Source organism: Legionella resiliens, assembly GCF_021344005.1.
Lineage (GTDB): Bacteria > Pseudomonadota > Gammaproteobacteria > Legionellales > Legionellaceae > Legionella > Legionella resiliens.
Map to the genome: position 1 here is coordinate 907,013 of NZ_JAJTND010000004.1, position 20,452 is coordinate 927,464.

A 20,452-nucleotide genomic window follows, 5' to 3' on the forward strand; every position below is an offset into this window, starting at 1 on the left:
TTATTCTTTTTAACAAAAGAGCATGTATAATTTATACGAAATTAAATAAGGTTTTTTGAGGTAGTAACATGGCTGGTCATAGTAAGTGGGCAAATATTAAATTCCGTAAAGGCGTTCAAGATGCAAAACGTGGAAAAATATTTACTAAATTGATTCGAGAGATTACTGTAGCTGCTCGAATGGGAGGAGGGGATGAATCTTCTAATCCAAGATTAAGGGACGCAGTAAAAAAAGCGCTTAGTGCGAATATGAAACGCGATACAATTGAGAATGCAATTAAGCGTGGAGTGGGGGGGCTTGACGGTGAAGTAATGATTGCTATGCGCTATGAGGGGTATGGACCTGGTGGTATTGCAGTTCTTGTAGATTGTTTATCGGATAATAAAAACCGAACTGTATCTGATGTGCGCCATGCCTTCACGAAGAATGGCGGGAATTTGGGAACAGACGGTTCAGTATCATATCTCTTTACCAATCAGGGCGAGATTCTTATGGCACCAGGACAATCCGAAGAGCAGGTTATGGAGATAGCTATAGATGCTGGAGCAAATGATGTTTCTGTAGATGAAGGTCAGGTTGAAGTGATTACTCCTGTCGAAGCATATCATAGCGTATTAAATGCGCTTACAGCGGCCGGTCTTGAAATCGAACAATCTCATTTAACCATGCGCGCACAAACTTTAGTCTCTATCGATGATGACTCGGCAGAAAGCCTCTTGAAGTTAATCGATATGCTGGAGGATTTGGATGATGTACAAGAGGTATACAGTAATGCGGAATTCTCGGAAAAACAATTAGAATCAATAAATTAATGGCCATAATTCTAGGGATAGATCCCGGTTCAAGGATTACAGGATACGGTTTGATTAAAGAGTCAGACCGTAAAATTGAATACATTGATAGTGGTTGCATTCGTACTGCTCTAGATGGTGAGTTAAGCCAAAAGTTATTGCAAATATATGATGGTATTTGTCAATTAATGGACCATTATTCGCCTACAGAAGTAGCGATTGAACAAATATTTATGCATGAAAATCCAAATTCAGCTTTAAAATTAGGTCATGCACGCGGTGTTGCTATGGTTGCTGCAGCATCGCATCGTGTTAAAGTAAGTGAATATTCTGCGCGAGAAATTAAGCAAATGGTAGTTGGGTATGGCGCTGCAGAAAAGGCTCAGGTAAGTCACATGGTCGTACATCTTCTTGCCCTGAATAAGGCGCCACAAAAAGATGCTGCAGATGCCTTGGCAATAGCAATCTGTCATAGTCATATGCGTCATAATTTATCATCAGTGATTGGTAGACGAGGATTAAGGAGAAGGAAAAGATGATTGGTTGGCTGGATGGGCAAATAATTGATAAACATCAACCAGGAAAATTGGTCCTTAATGTCCATGGGGTTGGATATGATGTGGAAACCTCATTAAATACCTTTTTTCAGCTTGATAACTTAAGTGCTTCAGTAGGGTTACATATACATACTATAGTCCGTGAAGATGCGTTGTTGCTCTATGGTTTTCTGGAGAGACAGGAAAGGGAGTTATTTAGAGCTTTGATTAAAGTGAATGGTATTGGTCCAAAACTTGCTATGTCAATTCTTTCCAGTATTACTCCAAACGAGTTTATTCAATGTATTCAACAAGAAAACGCTTCTTTGTTAATGAAATTACCTGGTATAGGTAAAAAAACAGCCGAGCGTTTAGTTGTTGAAATGCGTGACAGTATGAAGCAATTCGCTGTATCTGCTTCTGCCTCCTTAAATGACAAATCAATACCCATTATGAGTGGCCAGGATGAAGCAGTTAGCGCTTTGGAAGCACTGGGATATAAGCCCCAGGAAGCACTAAAGGCAGTCAATAAAGTAAATGATAATTTTAAAGGTTGCGAGCAGTTAATTCGTGACGCATTGCAAGTTTTAGCGGCTCGATAATTAAACTAGTAATAATTTTAGTCTGAGCAATGCGAGAAATACTTGCCTGTCTCTTGTGCGCAATTCACCGAAAAGTCAGATTTGAGTGGAGGCTGGGTGAAAATGATTCTAAAAACGCAGCATATAGGGCTATGTGAGCAGTTCTTAGAATTATTTTAATTCAAGATGTGCCAAATATGACTTTCCCCTGGACTCTTAATTTGTGACTAAGAGCAAGATGTTTGATCCCAATCTCTACTTTGTCCAACTTATGACAAATAAAATAGAGGAGGTAAACTACTTTTCTTGAATAGGCAAAAAGAATCTTACGATTAAACCCGTGCCTTCTTTGGGTGTATCCAGCATTAGTCTTCCACCATGCAGCTCGGCGATTTGCTGAACTATTGCTAAGCCAAGACCGCTTCCAGGGCTTTTGTTTCCCAGAACACGGAAAAAACGCTCGAAAACCCGCATTTGTAATTCAGCCGGAATACCTGGTCCATTGTCACTCACTTCAAGCATTATTTCATTTTGCAGTTTAGCCAGACGCACTATAATCCTTCCATGTTCATTACAGTATCGTATCGAGTTATCTACAAGATTACGAATTAGTATTCCCAATGCAGTTGAATTACCATGAATAGTCAGATTTTCTACATCGCTTTCAAATTCTAGATCAATTTGCTTTTCCACAGCAGCGGGTGCAAGCATAGCAAGTATCTCGCGAGTTAATCGACTTAGATTGACCTCATCTTTTTCCTCCATATGAGCTGCTTCGGGTACAAGTCGGCTCATAGTAAGTAACTGCTGGACAATATGAGTGCTGCGATTAACACTTGCAATAAGCTTTTGTAATGCCTGATTTTTTTCTTCTATATCATTAGAGTGTAATGCAACTTGCGCTTGGGTTTTTAGTGCAGCGAGCGGTGTGCGCAGTTCATGCGCTGCATCAGCAGCAAAACGTTTTTCTCGTTCAAATCCTTCTTTGAGTCGAAAAAACAATTTATTCAATTCATCGATTACAGGTTTAATTTCCTCGGGAACCTCGTGTAAATCAACGGGTTCAAGATGGGTGGGAGCGCGGTTAGCTACCTCTTCAGCGACTTTATCTAGACTATCTAGACCGCGCCCAATAATAATCCATATGAGCAGACCCGATAATGGGAAAGTCAGAAGCATAATATAGAGATCATCTTGAGCAATTCTATGACCCAACTCATTCCTTGTGTCGTATCGCTCTGCTAAAACGGTGCGAATCCCGGCTTTATCATTGTAAGTTGTAAAGACTCGCCAATCTTGGGTGGATACTTTTTTATCACTAAATCCATCGACTTCCGAAGTTAAAGGAATCTTTGGTGCTGAAGATGAATGTAACAATAATTTGCCGCCATTGGTCCAAACCTGAAAATTAAACTTATTTAGATAATTTTCTGGAGGCTCTTCATTCAAAAATCTCTTCTGATAGTATGTATCAATTTTTTTAGGGATTGTTTCGAGTGCTTCTTGAATTTTTGCTAAAGGGCGTTGATGAAGATCATCACCTAGTAATGCTTGATAAGAAAGAGCAGAAACGGCCATTAAACTATCTAAGTGATCTTGAATGTCTTTTTGATCAAGATAATAGTTACCTATAGCAGTTAATGTGGTCGTTATAGTAATGGCCAGCAATAAATTTATGAGAAGAAATTTTCTTATAGAAGATTTCACGATACAGAAATACCATCATTTTTTTCTGCCATATATCCAACACCTCTAATCGTGCGAATGAAATTGGCATTAAGTTTCTTACGTAGGTTATGAATATGAACTTCGAGCGCGTTACTATCTACGTCTTCTTCCCATCCATAAATACTTTGCATGAGTTGTTCACGCGATAAAACCTGACCACTGTTTTCTAGAAGTTTCTGCAATAGCGCAAACTCTCTGCGTGGAACATTAACTAGCACATCATCAACAAATACAGAGTGAGCAGCTGGATCTAGAGTAATATTTCTATATTGCAGCACAGAATCAGCACGGCCTTGTGAGCGTCTGACCAGGGCTCTGATTCGGGCGCTTAGCTCATTAAGATCGAAAGGTTTTATCAAATAATCATCTGCCCCGCTATCTAAACCTTTTACACGATCTTCAACTGACTCCCGAGCTGTTAAAATAATAACAGGAGTTGGATTACCATCATGGCGTATACTTTGTAACAATGCGAGACCAGAAAGTTTAGGTAAACCCAAATCAAGAATAATTAGCTCAAATGATTCAGATTTTAACGCGGCTCGAGCAGCTTCACCATCTCTAAGCCAATCTACGATATAACCAAATTGGGTTAAGCCGGTTTTGACAGCATCACCAAGTAATTCGTCGTCTTCAACTAGCAATAGTCTCATTCTTGCTCCTATTGTTTTTCAAGGCCAGTTTCATCCATATGTTTGGTCAGGTAAAAAGCTTGAATTAATACAAAAAGCAGAGTAAAACCAACCCCACCAAATAGCTTAAAGTTAACCCATGCATCAGTATTAAAATTATAGGCAACATAAATATTTACCGCACCCATTAAAATAAAGAACAATACCCATGCCAAGTTCAATCTATGCCAGATTTTTCCAGGAAGAGTCACATTAGCTTCCATCATTTTCTGGATCAACGGTTTGCTACCTATATAACCTGAACTAAAAAAGGCTAGAGCAGAGAGCCAATAAATACCTGTTGGTTTCCATTTAATAAACCATGGATTATGGAAAAAGAGGGTGGCTCCTCCTAAGACCATAATTATTGCAAGGCTAATTAAATGCATTTTTTCATAATGCTGAAATTTTAATCGGTAAAAAGCGACTTGGCTTAAAGAGGCAATCATAGCTACAGCCGTCGCAGTATAGATACCAAAAAATTTGTATACTATAAAAAATAGAACTATAGGAAAAAAATCAAATAGTAATTTCATATATTTTAATACAGTAAAAATAAGTTACTTTGAGTATAACACAAGTTTTTGTGCTCTCCTCCTTGCTTTATACTAGAAATGAAAAATAATTGTTAATAATAAGCCACTATGTGTTCATTAAATCGATTGGTTCGGTTCTTGGGCAGAATAGAAAGGGAACTAAAATCTCGGCAGGCTATCTTCCTAGTAATTTGAATTTCTAACAGTAGATTAAATTAACCAACAAATATTTTTTGTCCCCTATGCAATGGATCATTTCGTTTAAGTCCTGGATTTAATGTAATAATACGTTCTATTTGCGTTTTATGTTGTCGTGCTATAGCACTGAGGCTGTCGCCTTTTTTTACAATATATTGAATGGGTTGATGTACTTTTTTCCAGATCACAAGTTGCTGACCTATTTGTAACGGTTGATTGCTTGCTAATTTATTCCATATTTGAATGTCTGTAGCACTAACCCCATAAGTTCTCATCAGTGTCTGATATGTCTCATTCTCTTGCACAATATGAATAACACGATGATTTTGTGGCATAGGTATTTGATGCTCTGGTAGGGCAGGGGCAGGCGCCGCGGGTTCTTTTTTAACAACGGCAGGAGCATTTCTGGTACTCGGAATTAAAAGGAATTGATTGGGCTCCACACGATTAGTTGTGAGTTGATTTAACTGTTTTATTAAATTCACCGTGGTGTGGTATCTCACAGCAATACTATCCAGATTGTCGCCGGGTTGTACTATGTGCTTTTCCCAGCTAACCCGTTTCTCAGCAGGAAGGTTAGCAAGGTTTAAATTAAATTGATGTACTTTTTCAGCAGGAATAAGTAATTTTATGGGTTTATCGGGGGCGGTAGTCCAGCGATTAAAACCAGGATTTAATTTAATTAACTCTTTATAACTGATTCCTGCCATTTTGGCAGCATGGTTTAAATCAATTGGGGTTCCTATATTTACTTCTACAAAATAAGGAAGATAGGGTATTTCAGGTAGGGTTAATTTATATTGTGAAGGACTTTTAATAAGTTCTGCTAAGGCAAGCAGGCGAGGAACATAAATTTGAGTTTCTCTTGGTACAGTTAAATCCCAAAAACTTCGAGTGCGTCCACCTGTTGCCTTGATTGCTCGATCTATAGTTCCTTCCCCAGCATCATAAGCTCCTATGGCCAGAACCCAATTGCCATTAAAAAATTTATTGAGATAAAGAAGGTAGTTGAGCGCGGCATCGGTTGAGGAGCTGATGCTGCGTCGCGCATCAAACCACCAATCTTGTTTTAATCCTAAACCGGCACCTGTTTGTGGCATTAATTGCCATAATCCAGCGGCACCAGCTACAGAATAAGCAAAGGGATCATAAGCACTTTCAATCATAGGCAAGAGGGCCAACTCACCAGGGAGGTTTCTTTTTTTTACTTCGCTAATGATATGATAAAGATAGGGTTCAGACTGATGGCATACTTTATTAAGAAAGCCTGGATGAGCGATAAACCAGCGGATTTGCTCCTGAACCTCAGGGCGCGATGTTTCATGGTTTAAAGTGAATTGAGCACGTAATACTTCCCATGCATCAGTAGCTGCATATACTAAAGTCTCATTAGTAATGCCCAAAAAAATGAGTAAACAGAATAAAAAAACTTTTATTTTGAAAAACTTAAATTTCAATGGTAATTACCTATGAATATAATTAACTCCCGAGTTTACTAAAAATAGTTATAGGATTAAACCTCGTTGCGCTTAATCGATCCATAAAGGTTCAAATTGAATCTCCATGGGTAATTATTTGAATGAATTTTTTTCTTCTCTTAAAACCCGAAATATTTCTAATGAATTATTTGATGTTGCTCCATGCTTTAATGCGTATTTTTGTACTTCGGGTTGATCGGTGCGTAAAAAAGGGTTAATTGATAATTCCAGTTCCAAAGTCGATGGGAGTGTGCAGAGACTATTTTTTGTGTGATGTATTTTTTGTAAGTAGTGTTGAACAGTAGGGTTATTAGGTTCTACTGTTTGTGCAAAGCGTAAGTTTTGCTGGGTATATTCATGAGCACAAAATATTTTTGTAGTGGGAGGTAACGTTTTGAAAAGAGATAACGATTGATGGAGCTGTTCCAGTGTTCCGTCAAAAACACGTCCGCAACCCGCAGAAAAAAGAGTATCGCCGCAGAACAATAATTCATACTGGGATTCATAATAACTAATATGACTTGAAGTATGTCCTGGGTTGAATAAGATTTTGAAAACACATTTCCCAACTTGAATGGTTTGATGTTCTTGTACCATGTTATTTACATTAGGAATGCGTGGATCATCTGGACCATATACAATGCACGAGGGATAGGCTTTGAGTAATTGACTCACTCCTCCAATATGATCCTGATGATGATGTGTTAATAAAATTGAACGTAATTTTAGTTGGTTTGAATGAGCAAATTGTACTACGGGCTCTGCGTCACCAGGGTCGACGCAATCAAATGCTCCTGCAATTTTATCAATAATCGCCCAAATGTAATTATCTGAAAACGCAGGAATTGGAAAAATAGTCATGTATAGGCCTCAATAATATAAGAAGAAATGCCCGGATTAAAATAAGCTTTAAGTGCATTTAATACAGTTTTCATTTCCTCAGCTAAAGTAAATGGTGGATTAATTATCCATAAACCACAACCTGACATACCCTCCATTGGTGCTACTGTCAGGTTAAATTCAATATGCAAAGCATTTTTTGCCTGGATTTCTTTCATATTTCTATTGAGTTTATCAGTTAGTCTTTTATTGACCAGTGGATACCAAAGACAAAATACTCCTGTAGCAAAACGGGAATAGGCGTGTTTGATTGAAAGCGGAATTTCTTTATATTCTTCTTTTATTTCAAACGAAGGATCAATAAAAATGAGTCCTCTTTTTTCTGGCGGCGGAAGTAATGCGTTCATCGCTACAATACCGTCGGTATTGCTGAAATGTACTTTTTTATTCAAGCGAGGAAGTTGGTTCATCGCTTCAAACTCCCTTGGGTGAAGTTCGCAAAAATACATTCTATCTTGCACTCTTAGCATGTTGATCGCTAAAAATGGTGAGCCAGGATAATATCTTAGTGTACCAGGTGGATTGAGCAGATCAATTAGCTGAAGATAGTTTTGAAAAACAGAGGGTAAGGACTTTCTGTCAAGCCAAATTGGTTGAATGCCTTGTTTGTATTCTTGGGTTTTTTCAGCTTGTTTATTTTTTAAGTCATATAAGCCTTTGCCTGAATGGGTCTCAAGATAAAACATGGGTTTATCTTTAAGTTTTAGGTAGTTCAAAAGACGGGTTAAAGCAATATGTTTGATGACATCAGCAAAATTACCTGCATGATATCCGTGTTGATAGCTGAGCATGTTATTCCTAAAGCATTTTTATAAATGTCTACTATACTCTTTTTAAGAGAGTATAAAAGGGGAAAGCTATGGATCTTCACGAAGATTATGATGACCAATCATTCTCTGATTATAATTATGATGATGATATTGAGTCTACCGTTCATCGAAAAAACATTAGACGCTTGCTGGAGGAAAAGTTGGAGCGCAAACGTTTAAAAGAGGAATTTAAAGATGATTTTGATGAGTTGAGCGGAGATTTTGATTGGGATGTTATAGATAAGTAATTTTTTATATAGACTGGCTGCAAGCAACTGGATGTTCTATACATCGCTGGAAAACCAGTCCAGATCTACTCCGACTTCCCGTGGCTTGTCCGCGGGATCCAAGGAGATATGTGCTATAATGGGTCCCGCGGACAAGACGTGGGGCGTAGACAGAGACAGTTGCAACCAACCAGGCTAATTTTTGCATTCTATTTCCCTAAAATCGCAGCTTTTAATGTATTCTCAAGCAACGTAACTATAGTCATCGGACCTACCCCTCCGGGTACAGGTGTAATCCATGAGACTTTGTTTACCGCTTTTTTAAAATCTATATCGCCCCTTATACTGCCATCGGCCAAACGATGGATACCCACATCGATAATTATCTGTTCTTTATTAAGCCACTCACTATTAATAACATCCATTTTACCTGTTGCAATGATCACAAGGTCAGCTATCTGTACTAATTTTTCTAATTGTTGCGTGAATTTATGCGCTATGGTGACCGTTGCCCCAGCAAGAAGTAATTCTAAACTCATAGGACGACCAACAATATTCGATGCACCAATAACAAGAGCATGCTTTCTTTTAACCTCGAGCTGATAGTGTTCTAGTAAATTCATTATGCCAAGAGGCGTACATGGGCGTAATAATGGATTGCGTTGAGCGAGTCTCCCCAAATTATAAGGATGAAAACCATCTACATCTTTTTCTGGTTTGATGCGTTCAATAATGACCCGTTCATTAATATGTTTGGGTAATGGTAATTGAATGAGAATTCCATCTATTTTATCTGAGGAATTCAACTCATCAATAAGCCTGATTAATTCATCCTGGGTTGTGTCTTCGGATAAGTCATAAGAATGAGAGATAATACCCACTTCAGCACATGCTTTACGTTTATTGGCTACATACACAGTAGAAGCAGGATCGTTGCCAATGAGAACCACAGCAAGGCCAGGGGCACGATGTTTCATTTGTATATAATCATGCACATGGTGTTTTAATTCTTCTCTACGAAGAGAGGCGACCGCCTTTCCGTCAATCAATGATGCTGACATAGTTAACCAGAAGAAATCAAAGGTTGTAATTATGAATTAGAGGTTGAGGTAATGCAATAGGATTAAGAGTTTAGAATTACCCAAAATTCTCGGTCTCTAAAAGCTATGTTCCATTTCTATTATCTTGGCCGAACTGCCCAGATTTTCTGCGTTTCGATGCTCACATACTCTGTGTATGCTGTGCTTCGGTACTTGAAAATCAGACCATTTTGACTCAAGCTGGCGAAATGGAAACAGACCTAGGTTAGATACTGATTTTATTATGGTTTATCTTTATCAACTAACGCCTTGTTGTTAAGCTGTTTATCCAGAAAATTGTAAGCCAAGGCAACGAGAGAGCTAGTAACGAAGGTACTAATAAATACGCCCGTTCCGCCGAGTAAACATTGGATAAAGGAAAGATCATAGTTAAAATATATTGTACCCATGATACCACTAAACGGTTTCCCTTTATTAAAAAGCAACAACATCAATCCCATAAAAAAAGTGGATATTCCTGAGAGGGCACCAAGAGATACACCTAAAGCAATTGGATCTATTTTGCCAAATTTCATGATAGTTATCCTATTGTTTTTCTATTGATTTACTGCATTATTCATCATTACGATAATCATGTGAAGTGTCTGTTTGTGTTTCTACTCTTATGGTCAAATTGTTCTGATTTTCTGCGTTATGATCTTCGCATACCTCGAGAATGGTTCGGTGCACAAAAATCAGGCTATCCTGGATCAAGCGAGCAAAATGGAAACAGACCTAAAATACGAGCAACCGCACTTAATGGAAATGCAGAATTAAATGAGCAAATAGTTTCGCTATAAAGTATGATTGACTCATACGCTTGCTATGTCTATACTGAAAAATCTTTGATTTTATGGTAAATATCGTGGATGAACTTACTGAATTACTTAGACCATCTTGGGGTGCTGAAAAATGGATTTTAGAAGGGTGGAACAAGATTACTGCAGATGAGAAACAACTCATAAAAAATAGATTAAATGAGTTATTTTGCGATGGTTTACCTTTTGAGCTTAAATCCGATAAACTTTTTTATATTTACACTTTTTCTCTTTTAGCCCAGCTTGAAGTATTAGCAGTTCAAATTCCTCTTAAATTTGAATCAAAAATGTCAACAGTTGAATACAGAGAGCGCATGCGCCAACAATTACTTGACGAAATATTTCATGGTTTAGTTTTCACTAAAATTGTTTATATGCTCTGTGCCCCTTATGCTTCCCCCCCTCCATACAGTCCTCATATTGAAATCATTTGTAACTTTATTCGTAATGAAAGTTGCCCCAAAGTAGCGATTATGTTGCTTAATCTTATAGGTGAAGGCTGGATTGAGGAGATTTTTGAGAGTTTACATCGCTATGGGGTCGCGCCGAGAGTATTTACAACAATTCTTGAGGACGAACATCGCCATGTATGTGAAGCAGATTTATATCGTGATATTGGCATGCCAAATGTTGATGAAATCAAACCGAAAATTGCCTATCTGGAAGAGCAGTTGATAACCAATATTTTTATGCAATATAAATATATGTCTTCAGTTTGTGCTTTATTGGGCGTTGAAGGGGTTATTCATTTTAAAGAATCGCTAAATAAAAAGCATACACAGCAACTCAGTAAAGTAAATCTCGAGCCCAGTGAGAATTGGAAAAATTTCATAGAATTTGCGGACGAAGTATTACCCAGAGTGCAGAATTATACTGAGTCAAATCGGGAAGTTGAAATGACACCGATTCGAAAAGTATTTATGACTCAGTGGGATGGGCCAAGTGATCCAACCATGACGGGGCAATTTAGTATCGATATCACTTGCCTTGATTTTTTTAATAAAAAATTTGCTTCAGAGACTTTGACTACTTTGATGTTGCAAGCTGTTAGTTCCTGGATGACAATATCCGATCATCACAGAAATTACTTAAGTTTTAGAAAAATCTTTCAAACCAAAGAAGCCTATGTTGGTCTGGTAGTCATGTTACCAGGATGTGGTGATCATTTAGGCACGATTGTTCTTGAAAACTGTCATAATCTTAGTTTTTATGAATTGTCTGCAAAAATTCGGACTATTGTAAATATGATGGTTTATTGTTACAAAAAACGTGAGCTACTGGAAAAAACACATCCACGTGTCCAACAACTCATGAAAGATATGGTTTATGAATATGCTTATAACACTTATCCTTATCCACTCGCAGGAACTCCTTATATCACACTAAGTAATATTGGTGTTTTTGGTTATACCCAATCCATGGCTCCTCTTCGCAAAACTGAGGCAATGAGATTTACTATAATGGAAGTGGAGCGAAAACCTGTTTGGCAAAAAGAAACAGATTCATTTGAGCCTAAAGATATGTTGCCGGTATCCATCAGTGCCGATCATCGTATTTTTGATGGTAATTCGACAGTACCTAGAATGGTAGAAGAACGATTTCATGCCATGTTTACCAAAATGGGTAAGGAAAAACCTAAATCAAAACCAGCCTTGCATCAACATGAACATTTAGAATTAATCATAGAACAATTGCTCGCAACGAATATTGAAATGGGTTACAAGACTTTAATGTTACTGCAGACTTGTTGGTTTGACTTTATTTCTATTGAAGAATGTTATGCTGCGTCTAGTTATCATGGTGTTGCAAACCACGATACCCGGGAGCCAACACTTATCTAATGTAGTCAAGTAGAAAGTTATATATCCAAGCAGCGATATAACTACTAACAAAAGTATTCATAAGTACTATAGCTGCACCAAGACCTGCATTAGCCATAGAGGGATTATAGGAAAGATATATACTTCCAACCATGGCTACTATGGGTTTTCCGGTATAAAACACAAAAGCTGCTACACCCATAAAAAATGAAGCGAGTGCTGATAAAATACTAATAGATATTGCCAGAGCAAGCGGATTAATTTTGGTAAATTCCATGATTTTTATCCTGTTTTTTCAATAAATAATTAATTCTATTATTAATCATTCTTCCTGTGATGGGAAGCTCATTTTTGTTTGAAATTTTAGGGGTTTCGGGGTGAAATTTTAGTTGGTAAAAAACTGGAGATAGCTCTTTTATGATTTATTTGAAATACTGGATATTGCAAGTGTAGTTATCAAAATTGTGCAATCTATTTAACAATAGAACTAACTTATTCTGTTTACCTTAAATATTCTGGATAAAATGCTTATAAAAGCTCTAATTGCTTGAATAGATAGATAAATAATGTTAGTTTTTTTAAGTTAACATGTCTTCATCATCATGAGGCATGGAGGAGCTCTGATTGAAAAAAACTGCTTTGTTTTCATCTCTATTTTCACTTTTTCCACTATGTGCATATGCACTTGGCTTAGGTGAAATGAAAGTAGAATCAGCCCTGAATCAACCTTTTCTTGCTGAAATTGAATTAATTGACGCACACGAAGTTTCTTTATCCAATATAAAAGTGGGACTTGCTGATACACAAAGTTATAAAAGTTTAGGTGTTGAACGCTCTGAAGCAATAAGTATTCTTTTTTTGGACATTAAAAAAAATAAACAAGGAAAATTCGTTTTGGAAGTTCATTCCAAAGAACGAATGACTGAGCCTTACATGCAGCTTATTGTTGATTTAACGTGGCCCAAAGGACAAATTTTTAAAGTTTATACGGTATTGTTGGATCCGCCTGGTTATAAATTAGCAAATACAATTGCACAAAGCGGCCTGACTTATCAGAGAAAATTTACTAATTATCAGCAAAAAACAACAGTTGCTCCCAAAAAACATGCTGAAGTAGGGCATTCTGGACAAAAGAAAAAAGCAGTATATGGACCTACAGCATCCAATGAAAATATATGGCAAATTGCCCAACGATATAAAACTGCTGAAGCTATTTTACCGCAAATTGTGCTTGCAATTGTGGGGGCAAATCCTGATGCATTTATTGATGGAAATTTGAATGGATTAAAAGCAGACGTTCGTCTTAAAATTCCTTCGGATAAAAAGTTCTTAGAGGTGCCTGCTGATTTAGCTACGGTTGAGGTAATGGCTCATGATAAGGCCTGGAATGAAAAAACATCGATTAACCATGTATTGGCTCCACCCTATATAACAGGCCAAGCATCCCACGCAACTCCTGTTGAGTATTCACAAATACCTCCAGCTCCAAAGTTTCCGGATACCGCAACCTCTATGCCAAACCAAAAACTCCCAGGATTTATACCGAGTTCAATACCCTTATTAGAAAAGCAAGTAAGCCCAGAACAAAGCAGGACACTCAAAGCTGAAATATCTATTACCACAGCTGCTGTAGATTCTTTACGGGAGTCGAATGCGCTATTAACAGAACAATTGAGTTTGTTACAGACACAAAATAAAAAGTTACAAAAACAATTGGATGTACGAGAGAAAGAACTTCAATTAATGCGTAATCAAATTCAAACTTTGATGAAAGAGCGCATGGCAATAGCAGGGCAAAGCAGCTCAACGAACATATCTAATAAATCGGATGTTTTTTGGATTTTATTCATACTGTTGCTACTTGCTGGAGGAGGTGGTGTCGCTGCATTTTACTATTTTAAACAGCGTGATCAAAGAAAAAAACAGGCACCTACACCAAAGGGATCTTCTACTCCAATAGTATCTCATCCTGCTTCGATTCAACCCATTACTAGTACAAAAGAAGAGTTAGTTAGGGATGAATTAGAAAAAGTTAAATCTGAATTAAAACCCGAACCTGAGTTAAAACCCGAACCTGAGTTAAAACCTGAACCTGAGTTAAAACCTGAACCTGAGTTAAAACCTGAACCTGAGTTAAAACCTGAACCTGAATTAAAACCTGAGCCTAAGTTAAAATCTGAGGCTAAGCTAAAACCTGAGCCTAAGTTAAAATCTGAGGCTAGGTTAAAATCTGAGGCTAAGCTAAAACCTGAGCCTAAGTTAAAATCTGAGGCTAAGCTAAAACCTGAGCCTAAGTTAAAATCTGAGGCTAGGTTAAAATCTGAGGCTAAGCTAAAACCTGAGTCCAAGTTAAAACCTGAACCTGAGTTAAAGCCTGAACCCGAGTTAAAACGTGTGCCTAAGTTAAAAACTGAACCTGAGTTAAAAGCTGAACCTGAGTTAAAACCTGAGCTTAAATTAAAGTCTGAACCTAAGTTAAAGTCTGAGCCCGGGTTAAAGCCTGAACCTAATCTAGAATCTAAGTTTGAATTTAAGCCCGAACCCGGGGTAGATGTGGAATCAGAATTAAAACCCAAGTTAGCTATCTCTCCAGAAAAGATGAATATAGAGCCTGTTAATGATTCTACAGAAAATACTTCTGTTGAATTCACAACAATAGATGAAGAACCATTATTGGAAATAATACCGACTGAAGTGGAAAATGAACCCTCTTTTCAAACTAATGAGGAGCAAAACTCTTTAAGAGATAAACCAGGGGAAGATAATTTATTGGAGTTTGAATCGGGTCTACATCATTTACTTACAGAGAAGTCGACCACGAAAGAAAATAATGATCAAGAGCAAATAAGTGATGAGGGTCATGGTTTGGATTTTACTCCTTCTATGCCCGCTGACATAGGGCAAACACAGAAAGATGATCAAAGTAAAAAGCTTTCTAGCTTAAAGAACCCAAAAGCATTAGATACGCTTTTGGCTCTTGCTAAAACCTACATAGGAATGGAAGATATAGAGTCCGCACTCAATTCTTTAAATGAAGTCATGGAGCACGGAAGTAAATCACAAAAAGAAGAAGCACAACGCCTAATGGATGAGATTAACGGAAAGTCTTAATATTTGTCTCCAATATCTGCCTAGAAAACCTCATAGTATGTCTATGAAGTGTAATTCAATTACCCCTTATGTTTTACTTCCGAAAGGATTGATAGTTTGGTTTATAGAATCATTTTTAATTGTAAATATACTATAGTTTTAAAATCGCACTCATGGAGGTAATATCATGTTTTTATTCGGTTTTTAGAATAAGCATAGTACTAATTCAAAACTCATCGTCTGGAGGAGTTAATGCCAGAGCATCCTTTTATAAAATGCTCAATACTATGTACTGAAGAGCTCACTACGTCCAGACTGACTTAAAATATTTTTTTTTTATTTTCACTCATTGGTTTCTTTATTTTACAAAGCTTTTTTCTCTGCCGAACAGATAAGTTGCAGTGACTAAAACTTCATTTGAACGATAGGAACCAGGATTTAATGATTGCTCAGCCCATGTATCAACTCCATTACCTGAGGAAATTGGGCCTAAATCTTGATAAAGATAGCCCACTGAGAGAATCAATTGAGGAAGGATTTGCACATCAATTCCGGCACCCACATTGTAAGCAAATTCACTTGTATTGGAGTTTTTAAATCCTGGGCTAACTCGAGAGGTAACCCCTGAAAATGCCTCTTCTCTATAGTTAGATACATTATTGAAAGAGGTTCCTATTCCGCCATTAATGTAAGGGGAAAATAACCCATATTGAAACAAATTAATTTTTCCACTGGCTAATAAAAGATTAGAGACAAAGTCGAAATTGTAATTGTAATTGGCAAATTCAGGTAAGGAATATAGCGTTATTTCCCCGTTGATATGAGTTTTAAAAAAATACTGCCAGAAAATACTCAAAGAATAGGATGGAAGCCAGAAGTTATTATTTTGCCAACGCCGGCCTGCAGATGCTGCAATCACTCCTCCATTGTTATTTGTGATTGAATAATGATCTTGATCAAAAGGCTTTGGAAATCCTGAGCCATTATTTATTTTCATATGGGAATTTAAATCGGGAAATTGAGCACCTCCTCCAAGAGATATAAACCAATTACCTTGACTGTTGAAAATAGAGGGTGGTAATACATTTTGGGCATTTTTAATATTTTTAGAGAAAGACAGATTACAGACGGCAAGTAATAAAGTGAAAGTAGTTGAATAAAATAAATTCCATTTCATAATTAAGTCTCAAAATTTAATGATAACTATAGGGGCTGTTTACATTTCTGCTATCTTGATCCAAATTACCTGATTTTCTGTGCTTCGGTACACGAAAAGCAGGGATTTTGAACTCAATCTAGCGAAAATAAACAGACCCTAGAAAGATTTGCACAATTATTGACAATGATTTTATTGTGGCATGAAAAAGTATCATAATTAAATGAGCTAAATCAATAAGATGATTTTATAAAAGAAATTACATCTGCTGAGATACAAGAACTTAACAATCTTTGATTGCAGAATTTAGATCAAGAGAAATGACTAAATATTTAATAAACTTGAAAATCAATTATATTAGGGTATAGACAAAACATATACTGTATTATAAATTGACCCTTTTATCAGGAATAATCAATGCGTATTGCCTTGGTGCTTGAGTACGATGGTAGCCAGTATCATGGCTGGCAAGCACAAACAGGCTTGCATACTGTGCAACAAGCCGTAGAACATGCTTTATCAAAAGTAGCAGATTGCCCTATTTCCGTGGTTTGTGCAGGAAGAACAGATACAGGTGTACATGCTACAAATCAAGTAATTCATTTTGACTGCAATAAAGTGCGCAGCATTCGTGCCTGGATTCATGGGGTGAACTCTTTTCTACCTAAAGATATTTGCGTTAAATGGGGGCGAGATTTACCAGAAGAGTTTCATGCACGATACTCTGCTACTGCAAGAAGATATCGTTATATCATTTATAATAGTGCCATTCGTCCTGCTTTATTGCGAAGCAATGTAACATGGCAATACAGACAATTAGATCATCGTCTGATGCATCAAGCGGCACAGGTTTTACTGGGGGAGAATGATTTCACTTCATTCCGTTCTGTTGAGTGCCAATCGAACACGCCTATGCGAAATATCCACAATTTACAGGTTAATCGTATGGGTGATTTAGTAATGATTGATATTACTGCCAATGCGTTCTTGCATCATATGGTACGAAATATTGCTGGCGTGTTAATTGCGGTAGGATCAGGAAAACATCCTGTATCTTGGGTAGATGAAGTACTCAAAGCAAAAGACAGAAAATTAGGTGCTGAGACTGCACCTGCTTATGGATTATATTTAGTGCAAGTGACTTATCCGCAGGAATTTTCTATATTGCAGAGTAGTTTGGGGCCTTTTTTTCTTCCGGAGAAATAATGAAAACAGCACGTGTGCGAGTCAAGATGTGCGGTATGACGCGTAATGAAGATATCGCGTATGCCATAAAGCTGGGTGTAGATGCTATCGGTTTGATCTTTTATCCAAAAAGCGCACGTTGTGTTTCAATAGAGCAGGCAAAAGTTTTATTACACGATTTGCCTGCATTTGTAGATTCGGTTGCTGTTTTAGTTAATCCTGAGCGAGATTTTGTCCATAGAATAATAAAGGAATTGCCAATTCAATTATTGCAATTTCATGGAGAGGAATCAGCTGAGTTTTGCCAACAATTTAATAAACCTTTTATTAAAGCCATACATTGTGATTCAGCAGAGTATATTCACAAGACTGTACGAGACTTTATGACAGCACGGGCGTTATTGCTAGATACCCCTTCTGAGACGGCTAGAGGCGGAACCGGTTGTGCTTTTGACTGGACAATTATTCCAAAAAAGGCAGAAAAGCCTTTTATATTGGCTGGCGGATTGAATGAGTATAATGTACATGATGCAATTAAATTATGTCACCCTTATGCTGTTGACTTATGCAGTGGCATTGAGGCATCGCCTGGTATTAAGGATCATGGCAAAATGAGCCGTTTTATGCAGAAATTGTTAAATTAATAGTATATTGATAAGAAGTTAAATAAGGTAAATTAATGAACAAAAAAGAGCTTCCTGATGAGCGCGGACACTTCGGTCCTTATGGTGGTATTTTTGTAGCAGATACTTTGATGCATGCATTAAAGCAATTGGAAGAAGCTTATGCAAAATATCGAAAAGATCCTGATTTTTTAGCTGAGCTGAATGCTGAATTAAAAGATTATGTGGGGCGTCCTAATCCACTTTATCATGCGCGACGTTTAAGCGAAGAAATAGGTGGTGCACAAATCTACTTAAAGCGGGAAGATTTGAATCATACTGGGGCACACAAAATTAATAATACTGTAGGCCAGGCGCTGCTTGCCAAACGCATGGGAAAAACCCGGGTTATTGCCGAAACAGGTGCAGGTCAGCATGGAGTGGCTTCAGCAACGGTAGCTGCTAAATTAGGCTTGGAATGTGTGGTGTACATGGGTGTTGAAGATATAAAACGACAATCATCCAATGTTTACCGCATGAAACTGTTGGGTGCAACAGTTGTTCCAGTCACTTCGGGATCACGGACATTGAAAGATGCGTTAAATGAAGCAATGCGTGATTGGGTAAGTAATGTGGACAATACTTTTTATATTATTGGAACAGTTGCCGGCCCACATCCTTACCCTCAGATGGTTCGAGATTTTCAATCCGTTATTGGCATTGAAGCAAGGGCTCAATTTTTAGAAAAGACAGGACATCTTCCTGATGCACTGGTTGCTTGCGTGGGGGGTGGTTCTAACGCAATCGGCTTATTTTATCCTTTTCTGGATGATTCTACAGTTGCTATCTACGGTGTAGAGGCTGGAGGAAAAGGTTTGGAAAGTGGTGAACATTCTGCCTCGTTGATTGCTGGAACCCCTGGAGTTTTACATGGTAATCGAACTTATTTACTTTGCGATGAATACGGTCAAATTAAAGATACTCATTCCGTTTCAGCAGGTCTTGATTATCCTGGGGTAGGTCCAGAACACGCTTATTTAAAAGACACCGGACGTGTTGTTTATGAAGCAATTAATGATGATGAAGCATTGAATGCATTTCGTACCCTAACACGAGTAGAAGGAATTATTCCAGCCCTTGAATCAAGCCATGCAGTTGCTTATGCCATGAAGCTCGCTAAAAAAATGTCAGTGAAACAAAATATTATTGTGAATTTATCAGGTCGTGGTGATAAAGACATGCATACTGTGGCACAAATTGATGGGATTACTGTATGAACCGAATTGATAAAACTTTAATGCGTCTGAAAGCGGATGGCAAAAAAATGCTGAGTCCCTATATCACTGCTGGAGATCCTAATCCTGGGGTCACAGTCAAACTCATGCATGAATTAGTAAAAGCTGGAGCAGATATTTTAGAATTAGGTATCCCATTTTCTGATCCCATGGCGGAGGGGCCGGTTATCCAAAAAGCGATGGAGCGTGCGCTCGCTCAGAATGTGCATTGCCAAACTGTATTGAATATGGTGAAAGAGTTTCGCTTGCAGGATCAAGAGACTCCAGTGGTTATAATGGGTTACTTAAATCCCATTGAACATTTTGGTTATGAACTTTTTGCACAACACGCGGTAGAGGCGGGCGTGGATGGAACTATCTTGGTAGATTTACCCCCTGAAGAAAGTGAACAGGTAGTTAAAGTCTGGCAAAAATATGGTTTATACAGTATCTTTCTTTGTTCGCCTACGACCTCAGATGAGAGAATGGCATTAATTAACCAATTTGCCAAGGGATATTTGTACTATGTGTCTTTAAAAGGTGTTACCGGTTCTAATGCACTGGATGTTTCGTCTTTAAAATCACAATATCAACATCGAAAAGCACAAACTACACTTCCTTTAATGGTCGGTTTTGGTATAAAAACATCGGAAATGGCTGCGGAGGTTGCTCGTTTTGCAGATGGTGTGATTGTGGGAGCTGCTCTGATCACGCGAATTCTAGATGCTTACAATGCCAATAGTAATATGTTGCAAGCAGGAGCAGATTTAATGTACTCAATGCGACATGCTATGGATAATAATTTAAAATGATAAGCAACAGGTCATACTAATCTTCTGTATAAGTCATGGAAATTTTAGAATAAAGGGCCTGCTGCAAATAATGTGACGTTTTGGATAAAGCTAAAGACGGGGCCTAATAATTTGGCAAGTAAAATGAATTAACCAGGTCGCGTCTTTACCTTTACCCAGAC

The 20,452-nt window shown here is 37.7% G+C and carries 21 protein-coding genes; 11 read left to right on the plus strand and 10 right to left on the minus strand.

Annotated features, from left to right (window positions below; genetic code table 11):
• The first annotated feature begins 68 nt into the window (after positions 1–68).
• The 3 genes from LXO92_RS09425 to ruvA are packed head-to-tail and all read left to right on the plus strand — an operon-like array spanning position 69 to position 1,929.
• The gene (locus LXO92_RS09425) at positions 69–812 is read left to right on the plus strand and encodes a YebC/PmpR family DNA-binding transcriptional regulator (RefSeq protein WP_182352427.1); all 744 of its coding nucleotides are present in this window, start codon (positions 69–71) and stop codon (positions 810–812) included.
• A complete protein-coding gene (gene ruvC, locus LXO92_RS09430) occupies positions 812–1,330 on the plus strand; it encodes a crossover junction endodeoxyribonuclease RuvC (RefSeq protein ID WP_182352428.1) in 519 nt (172 codons plus the stop codon). The genes LXO92_RS09425 and ruvC overlap by 1 nt, the downstream gene beginning before the upstream one ends.
• Positions 1,327–1,929 (plus strand): Holliday junction branch migration protein RuvA, encoded by a 603-nt coding sequence (gene ruvA / locus LXO92_RS09435; protein ID WP_232890855.1) that lies wholly within the window; start codon positions 1,327–1,329, stop codon positions 1,927–1,929. Before ruvC ends, ruvA begins: the two co-directional genes overlap by 4 nt.
• 276 nt (positions 1,930–2,205) lie before the next feature.
• Here ruvA and LXO92_RS09440 read toward each other — a convergent pair whose 3' ends face one another.
• From LXO92_RS09440 to LXO92_RS09465, 6 genes are all read right to left on the minus strand, one after another.
• Entirely contained in the window at positions 2,206–3,615 is a 1,410-nt protein-coding gene (locus LXO92_RS09440) for an ATP-binding protein (RefSeq protein ID WP_182352430.1), read from the minus strand.
• Positions 3,612–4,289 carry a response regulator gene (locus LXO92_RS09445; RefSeq protein ID WP_019233175.1) on the minus strand — a complete coding sequence of 226 codons (678 nt, stop codon included), beginning with the start codon at positions 4,287–4,289 and terminating at the stop codon, positions 3,612–3,614. The genes LXO92_RS09440 and LXO92_RS09445 overlap by 4 nt, the downstream gene beginning before the upstream one ends.
• An 8-nt stretch (positions 4,290–4,297) precedes the next feature.
• Positions 4,298–4,843 (minus strand): septation protein A, encoded by a 546-nt coding sequence (locus tag LXO92_RS09450; RefSeq protein WP_182352431.1) that lies wholly within the window; start codon positions 4,841–4,843, stop codon positions 4,298–4,300.
• Between the two features lie 215 nt (positions 4,844–5,058).
• Positions 5,059–6,498 carry a lytic transglycosylase gene (locus LXO92_RS09455; RefSeq protein WP_232890856.1) on the minus strand — a complete coding sequence of 480 codons (1,440 nt, stop codon included), beginning with the start codon at positions 6,496–6,498 and terminating at the stop codon, positions 5,059–5,061.
• Positions 6,499–6,612: 114 nt separating this feature from the next.
• The gene (gene gloB / locus LXO92_RS09460; protein WP_232890857.1) at positions 6,613–7,380 is read right to left on the minus strand and encodes a hydroxyacylglutathione hydrolase; all 768 of its coding nucleotides are present in this window, start codon (positions 7,378–7,380) and stop codon (positions 6,613–6,615) included.
• On the minus strand, positions 7,377–8,210 hold the full coding sequence (locus LXO92_RS09465) for a 23S rRNA (adenine(2030)-N(6))-methyltransferase RlmJ (RefSeq protein ID WP_232890858.1): 834 nt from the start codon (positions 8,208–8,210) through the stop codon (positions 7,377–7,379). Before LXO92_RS09465 ends, gloB begins: the two co-directional genes overlap by 4 nt.
• 68 nt (positions 8,211–8,278) lie before the next feature.
• On the opposite strand from LXO92_RS09465, the gene LXO92_RS09470 reads away from it, so the two are divergent.
• Entirely contained in the window at positions 8,279–8,476 is a 198-nt protein-coding gene (locus tag LXO92_RS09470; protein WP_182352435.1) for a hypothetical protein, read from the plus strand.
• A gap of 188 nt (positions 8,477–8,664) precedes the next feature.
• Here the strand turns inward: LXO92_RS09470 and folD are convergent, their stop codons facing one another.
• Both folD and LXO92_RS09480 read right to left on the minus strand, forming a co-directional pair.
• On the minus strand, positions 8,665–9,516 hold the full coding sequence (folD, locus tag LXO92_RS09475; protein ID WP_182352436.1) for a bifunctional methylenetetrahydrofolate dehydrogenase/methenyltetrahydrofolate cyclohydrolase FolD: 852 nt from the start codon (positions 9,514–9,516) through the stop codon (positions 8,665–8,667).
• A gap of 260 nt (positions 9,517–9,776) precedes the next feature.
• A complete protein-coding gene (locus tag LXO92_RS09480) occupies positions 9,777–10,070 on the minus strand; it encodes a hypothetical protein (protein ID WP_182352437.1) in 294 nt (97 codons plus the stop codon).
• Positions 10,071–10,145: 75 nt separating this feature from the next.
• Here LXO92_RS09480 and LXO92_RS09485 point away from each other — a divergent pair, with 75 nt between their 5' ends.
• Together LXO92_RS09485 and LXO92_RS09490 are read left to right on the plus strand one after the other, a co-directional pair.
• Positions 10,146–10,334, plus strand: a complete 189-nt coding sequence (locus LXO92_RS09485; protein ID WP_182352438.1) for a hypothetical protein — start codon at positions 10,146–10,148, stop codon at positions 10,332–10,334.
• A 65-nt stretch (positions 10,335–10,399) separates the two neighbouring features.
• Positions 10,400–12,193: a 2-oxo acid dehydrogenase subunit E2 gene (locus LXO92_RS09490; protein ID WP_232890859.1), complete on the plus strand. Its 1,794-nt coding sequence runs from the start codon at positions 10,400–10,402 to the stop codon at positions 12,191–12,193.
• On the opposite strand, the gene LXO92_RS09495 is transcribed toward LXO92_RS09490, so the two are convergent.
• Complete coding sequence (locus LXO92_RS09495; protein ID WP_182352440.1) at positions 12,186–12,449, minus strand: hypothetical protein; 264 nt, start codon at positions 12,447–12,449, stop codon at positions 12,186–12,188. The genes LXO92_RS09490 and LXO92_RS09495 overlap by 8 nt on opposite strands.
• A 347-nt stretch (positions 12,450–12,796) precedes the next feature.
• Here LXO92_RS09495 and LXO92_RS09500 point away from each other — a divergent pair, with 347 nt between their 5' ends.
• The gene (locus tag LXO92_RS09500) at positions 12,797–15,283 is read left to right on the plus strand and encodes a FimV/HubP family polar landmark protein (protein ID WP_232890860.1); all 2,487 of its coding nucleotides are present in this window, start codon (positions 12,797–12,799) and stop codon (positions 15,281–15,283) included.
• 337 nt (positions 15,284–15,620) lie between these two features.
• On the opposite strand, the gene LXO92_RS09505 is transcribed toward LXO92_RS09500, so the two are convergent.
• The gene (locus LXO92_RS09505) at positions 15,621–16,439 is read right to left on the minus strand and encodes an outer membrane protein (protein ID WP_182352442.1); all 819 of its coding nucleotides are present in this window, start codon (positions 16,437–16,439) and stop codon (positions 15,621–15,623) included.
• A gap of 396 nt (positions 16,440–16,835) precedes the next feature.
• Here LXO92_RS09505 and truA point away from each other — a divergent pair, with 396 nt between their 5' ends.
• From truA to trpA, 4 genes are read left to right on the plus strand one after another with little or no spacing between them, the layout of a single operon-like run.
• On the plus strand, positions 16,836–17,624 hold the full coding sequence (gene truA / locus LXO92_RS09510; RefSeq protein ID WP_182352443.1) for a tRNA pseudouridine(38-40) synthase TruA: 789 nt from the start codon (positions 16,836–16,838) through the stop codon (positions 17,622–17,624).
• Positions 17,624–18,247: a phosphoribosylanthranilate isomerase gene (locus LXO92_RS09515; protein WP_182352444.1), complete on the plus strand. Its 624-nt coding sequence runs from the start codon at positions 17,624–17,626 to the stop codon at positions 18,245–18,247. The genes truA and LXO92_RS09515 overlap by 1 nt, the downstream gene beginning before the upstream one ends.
• Positions 18,248–18,282: 35 nt before the next feature.
• Positions 18,283–19,482, plus strand: coding sequence for a tryptophan synthase subunit beta (gene trpB, locus LXO92_RS09520; protein WP_182352445.1), 1,200 nt, complete (start codon positions 18,283–18,285; stop codon positions 19,480–19,482).
• A complete protein-coding gene (trpA, locus tag LXO92_RS09525; protein ID WP_182352446.1) occupies positions 19,479–20,291 on the plus strand; it encodes a tryptophan synthase subunit alpha in 813 nt (270 codons plus the stop codon). Before trpB ends, trpA begins: the two co-directional genes overlap by 4 nt.
• Positions 20,292–20,452 lie beyond the last annotated feature (161 nt).

Coding starts and splice junctions, on each gene's coding strand:
- LXO92_RS09505 (WP_182352442.1), bottom strand. CDS start 16,439: ATGAAATGGAATTTATTTTATTCAACTACTTTCACTTTATTACTTGCC.
- LXO92_RS09480 (WP_182352437.1), bottom strand. CDS start 10,070: ATGAAATTTGGCAAAATAGATCCAATTGCTTTAGGTGTATCTCTTGGT.
- ruvC (WP_182352428.1), top strand. CDS start 812: ATGGCCATAATTCTAGGGATAGATCCCGGTTCAAGGATTACAGGATAC.
- LXO92_RS09515 (WP_182352444.1), top strand. CDS start 17,624: ATGAAAACAGCACGTGTGCGAGTCAAGATGTGCGGTATGACGCGTAAT.
- gloB (WP_232890857.1), bottom strand. CDS start 7,380: ATGACTATTTTTCCAATTCCTGCGTTTTCAGATAATTACATTTGGGCG.
- trpA (WP_182352446.1), top strand. CDS start 19,479: ATGAACCGAATTGATAAAACTTTAATGCGTCTGAAAGCGGATGGCAAA.
- LXO92_RS09465 (WP_232890858.1), bottom strand. CDS start 8,210: ATGCTCAGCTATCAACACGGATATCATGCAGGTAATTTTGCTGATGTC.
- LXO92_RS09450 (WP_182352431.1), bottom strand. CDS start 4,843: ATGAAATTACTATTTGATTTTTTTCCTATAGTTCTATTTTTTATAGTA.
- folD (WP_182352436.1), bottom strand. CDS start 9,516: ATGTCAGCATCATTGATTGACGGAAAGGCGGTCGCCTCTCTTCGTAGA.
- ruvA (WP_232890855.1), top strand. CDS start 1,327: ATGATTGGTTGGCTGGATGGGCAAATAATTGATAAACATCAACCAGGA.
- truA (WP_182352443.1), top strand. CDS start 16,836: ATGCGTATTGCCTTGGTGCTTGAGTACGATGGTAGCCAGTATCATGGC.
- LXO92_RS09495 (WP_182352440.1), bottom strand. CDS start 12,449: ATGGAATTTACCAAAATTAATCCGCTTGCTCTGGCAATATCTATTAGT.
- trpB (WP_182352445.1), top strand. CDS start 18,283: ATGAACAAAAAAGAGCTTCCTGATGAGCGCGGACACTTCGGTCCTTAT.
- LXO92_RS09470 (WP_182352435.1), top strand. CDS start 8,279: ATGGATCTTCACGAAGATTATGATGACCAATCATTCTCTGATTATAAT.
- LXO92_RS09425 (WP_182352427.1), top strand. CDS start 69: ATGGCTGGTCATAGTAAGTGGGCAAATATTAAATTCCGTAAAGGCGTT.
- LXO92_RS09445 (WP_019233175.1), bottom strand. CDS start 4,289: ATGAGACTATTGCTAGTTGAAGACGACGAATTACTTGGTGATGCTGTC.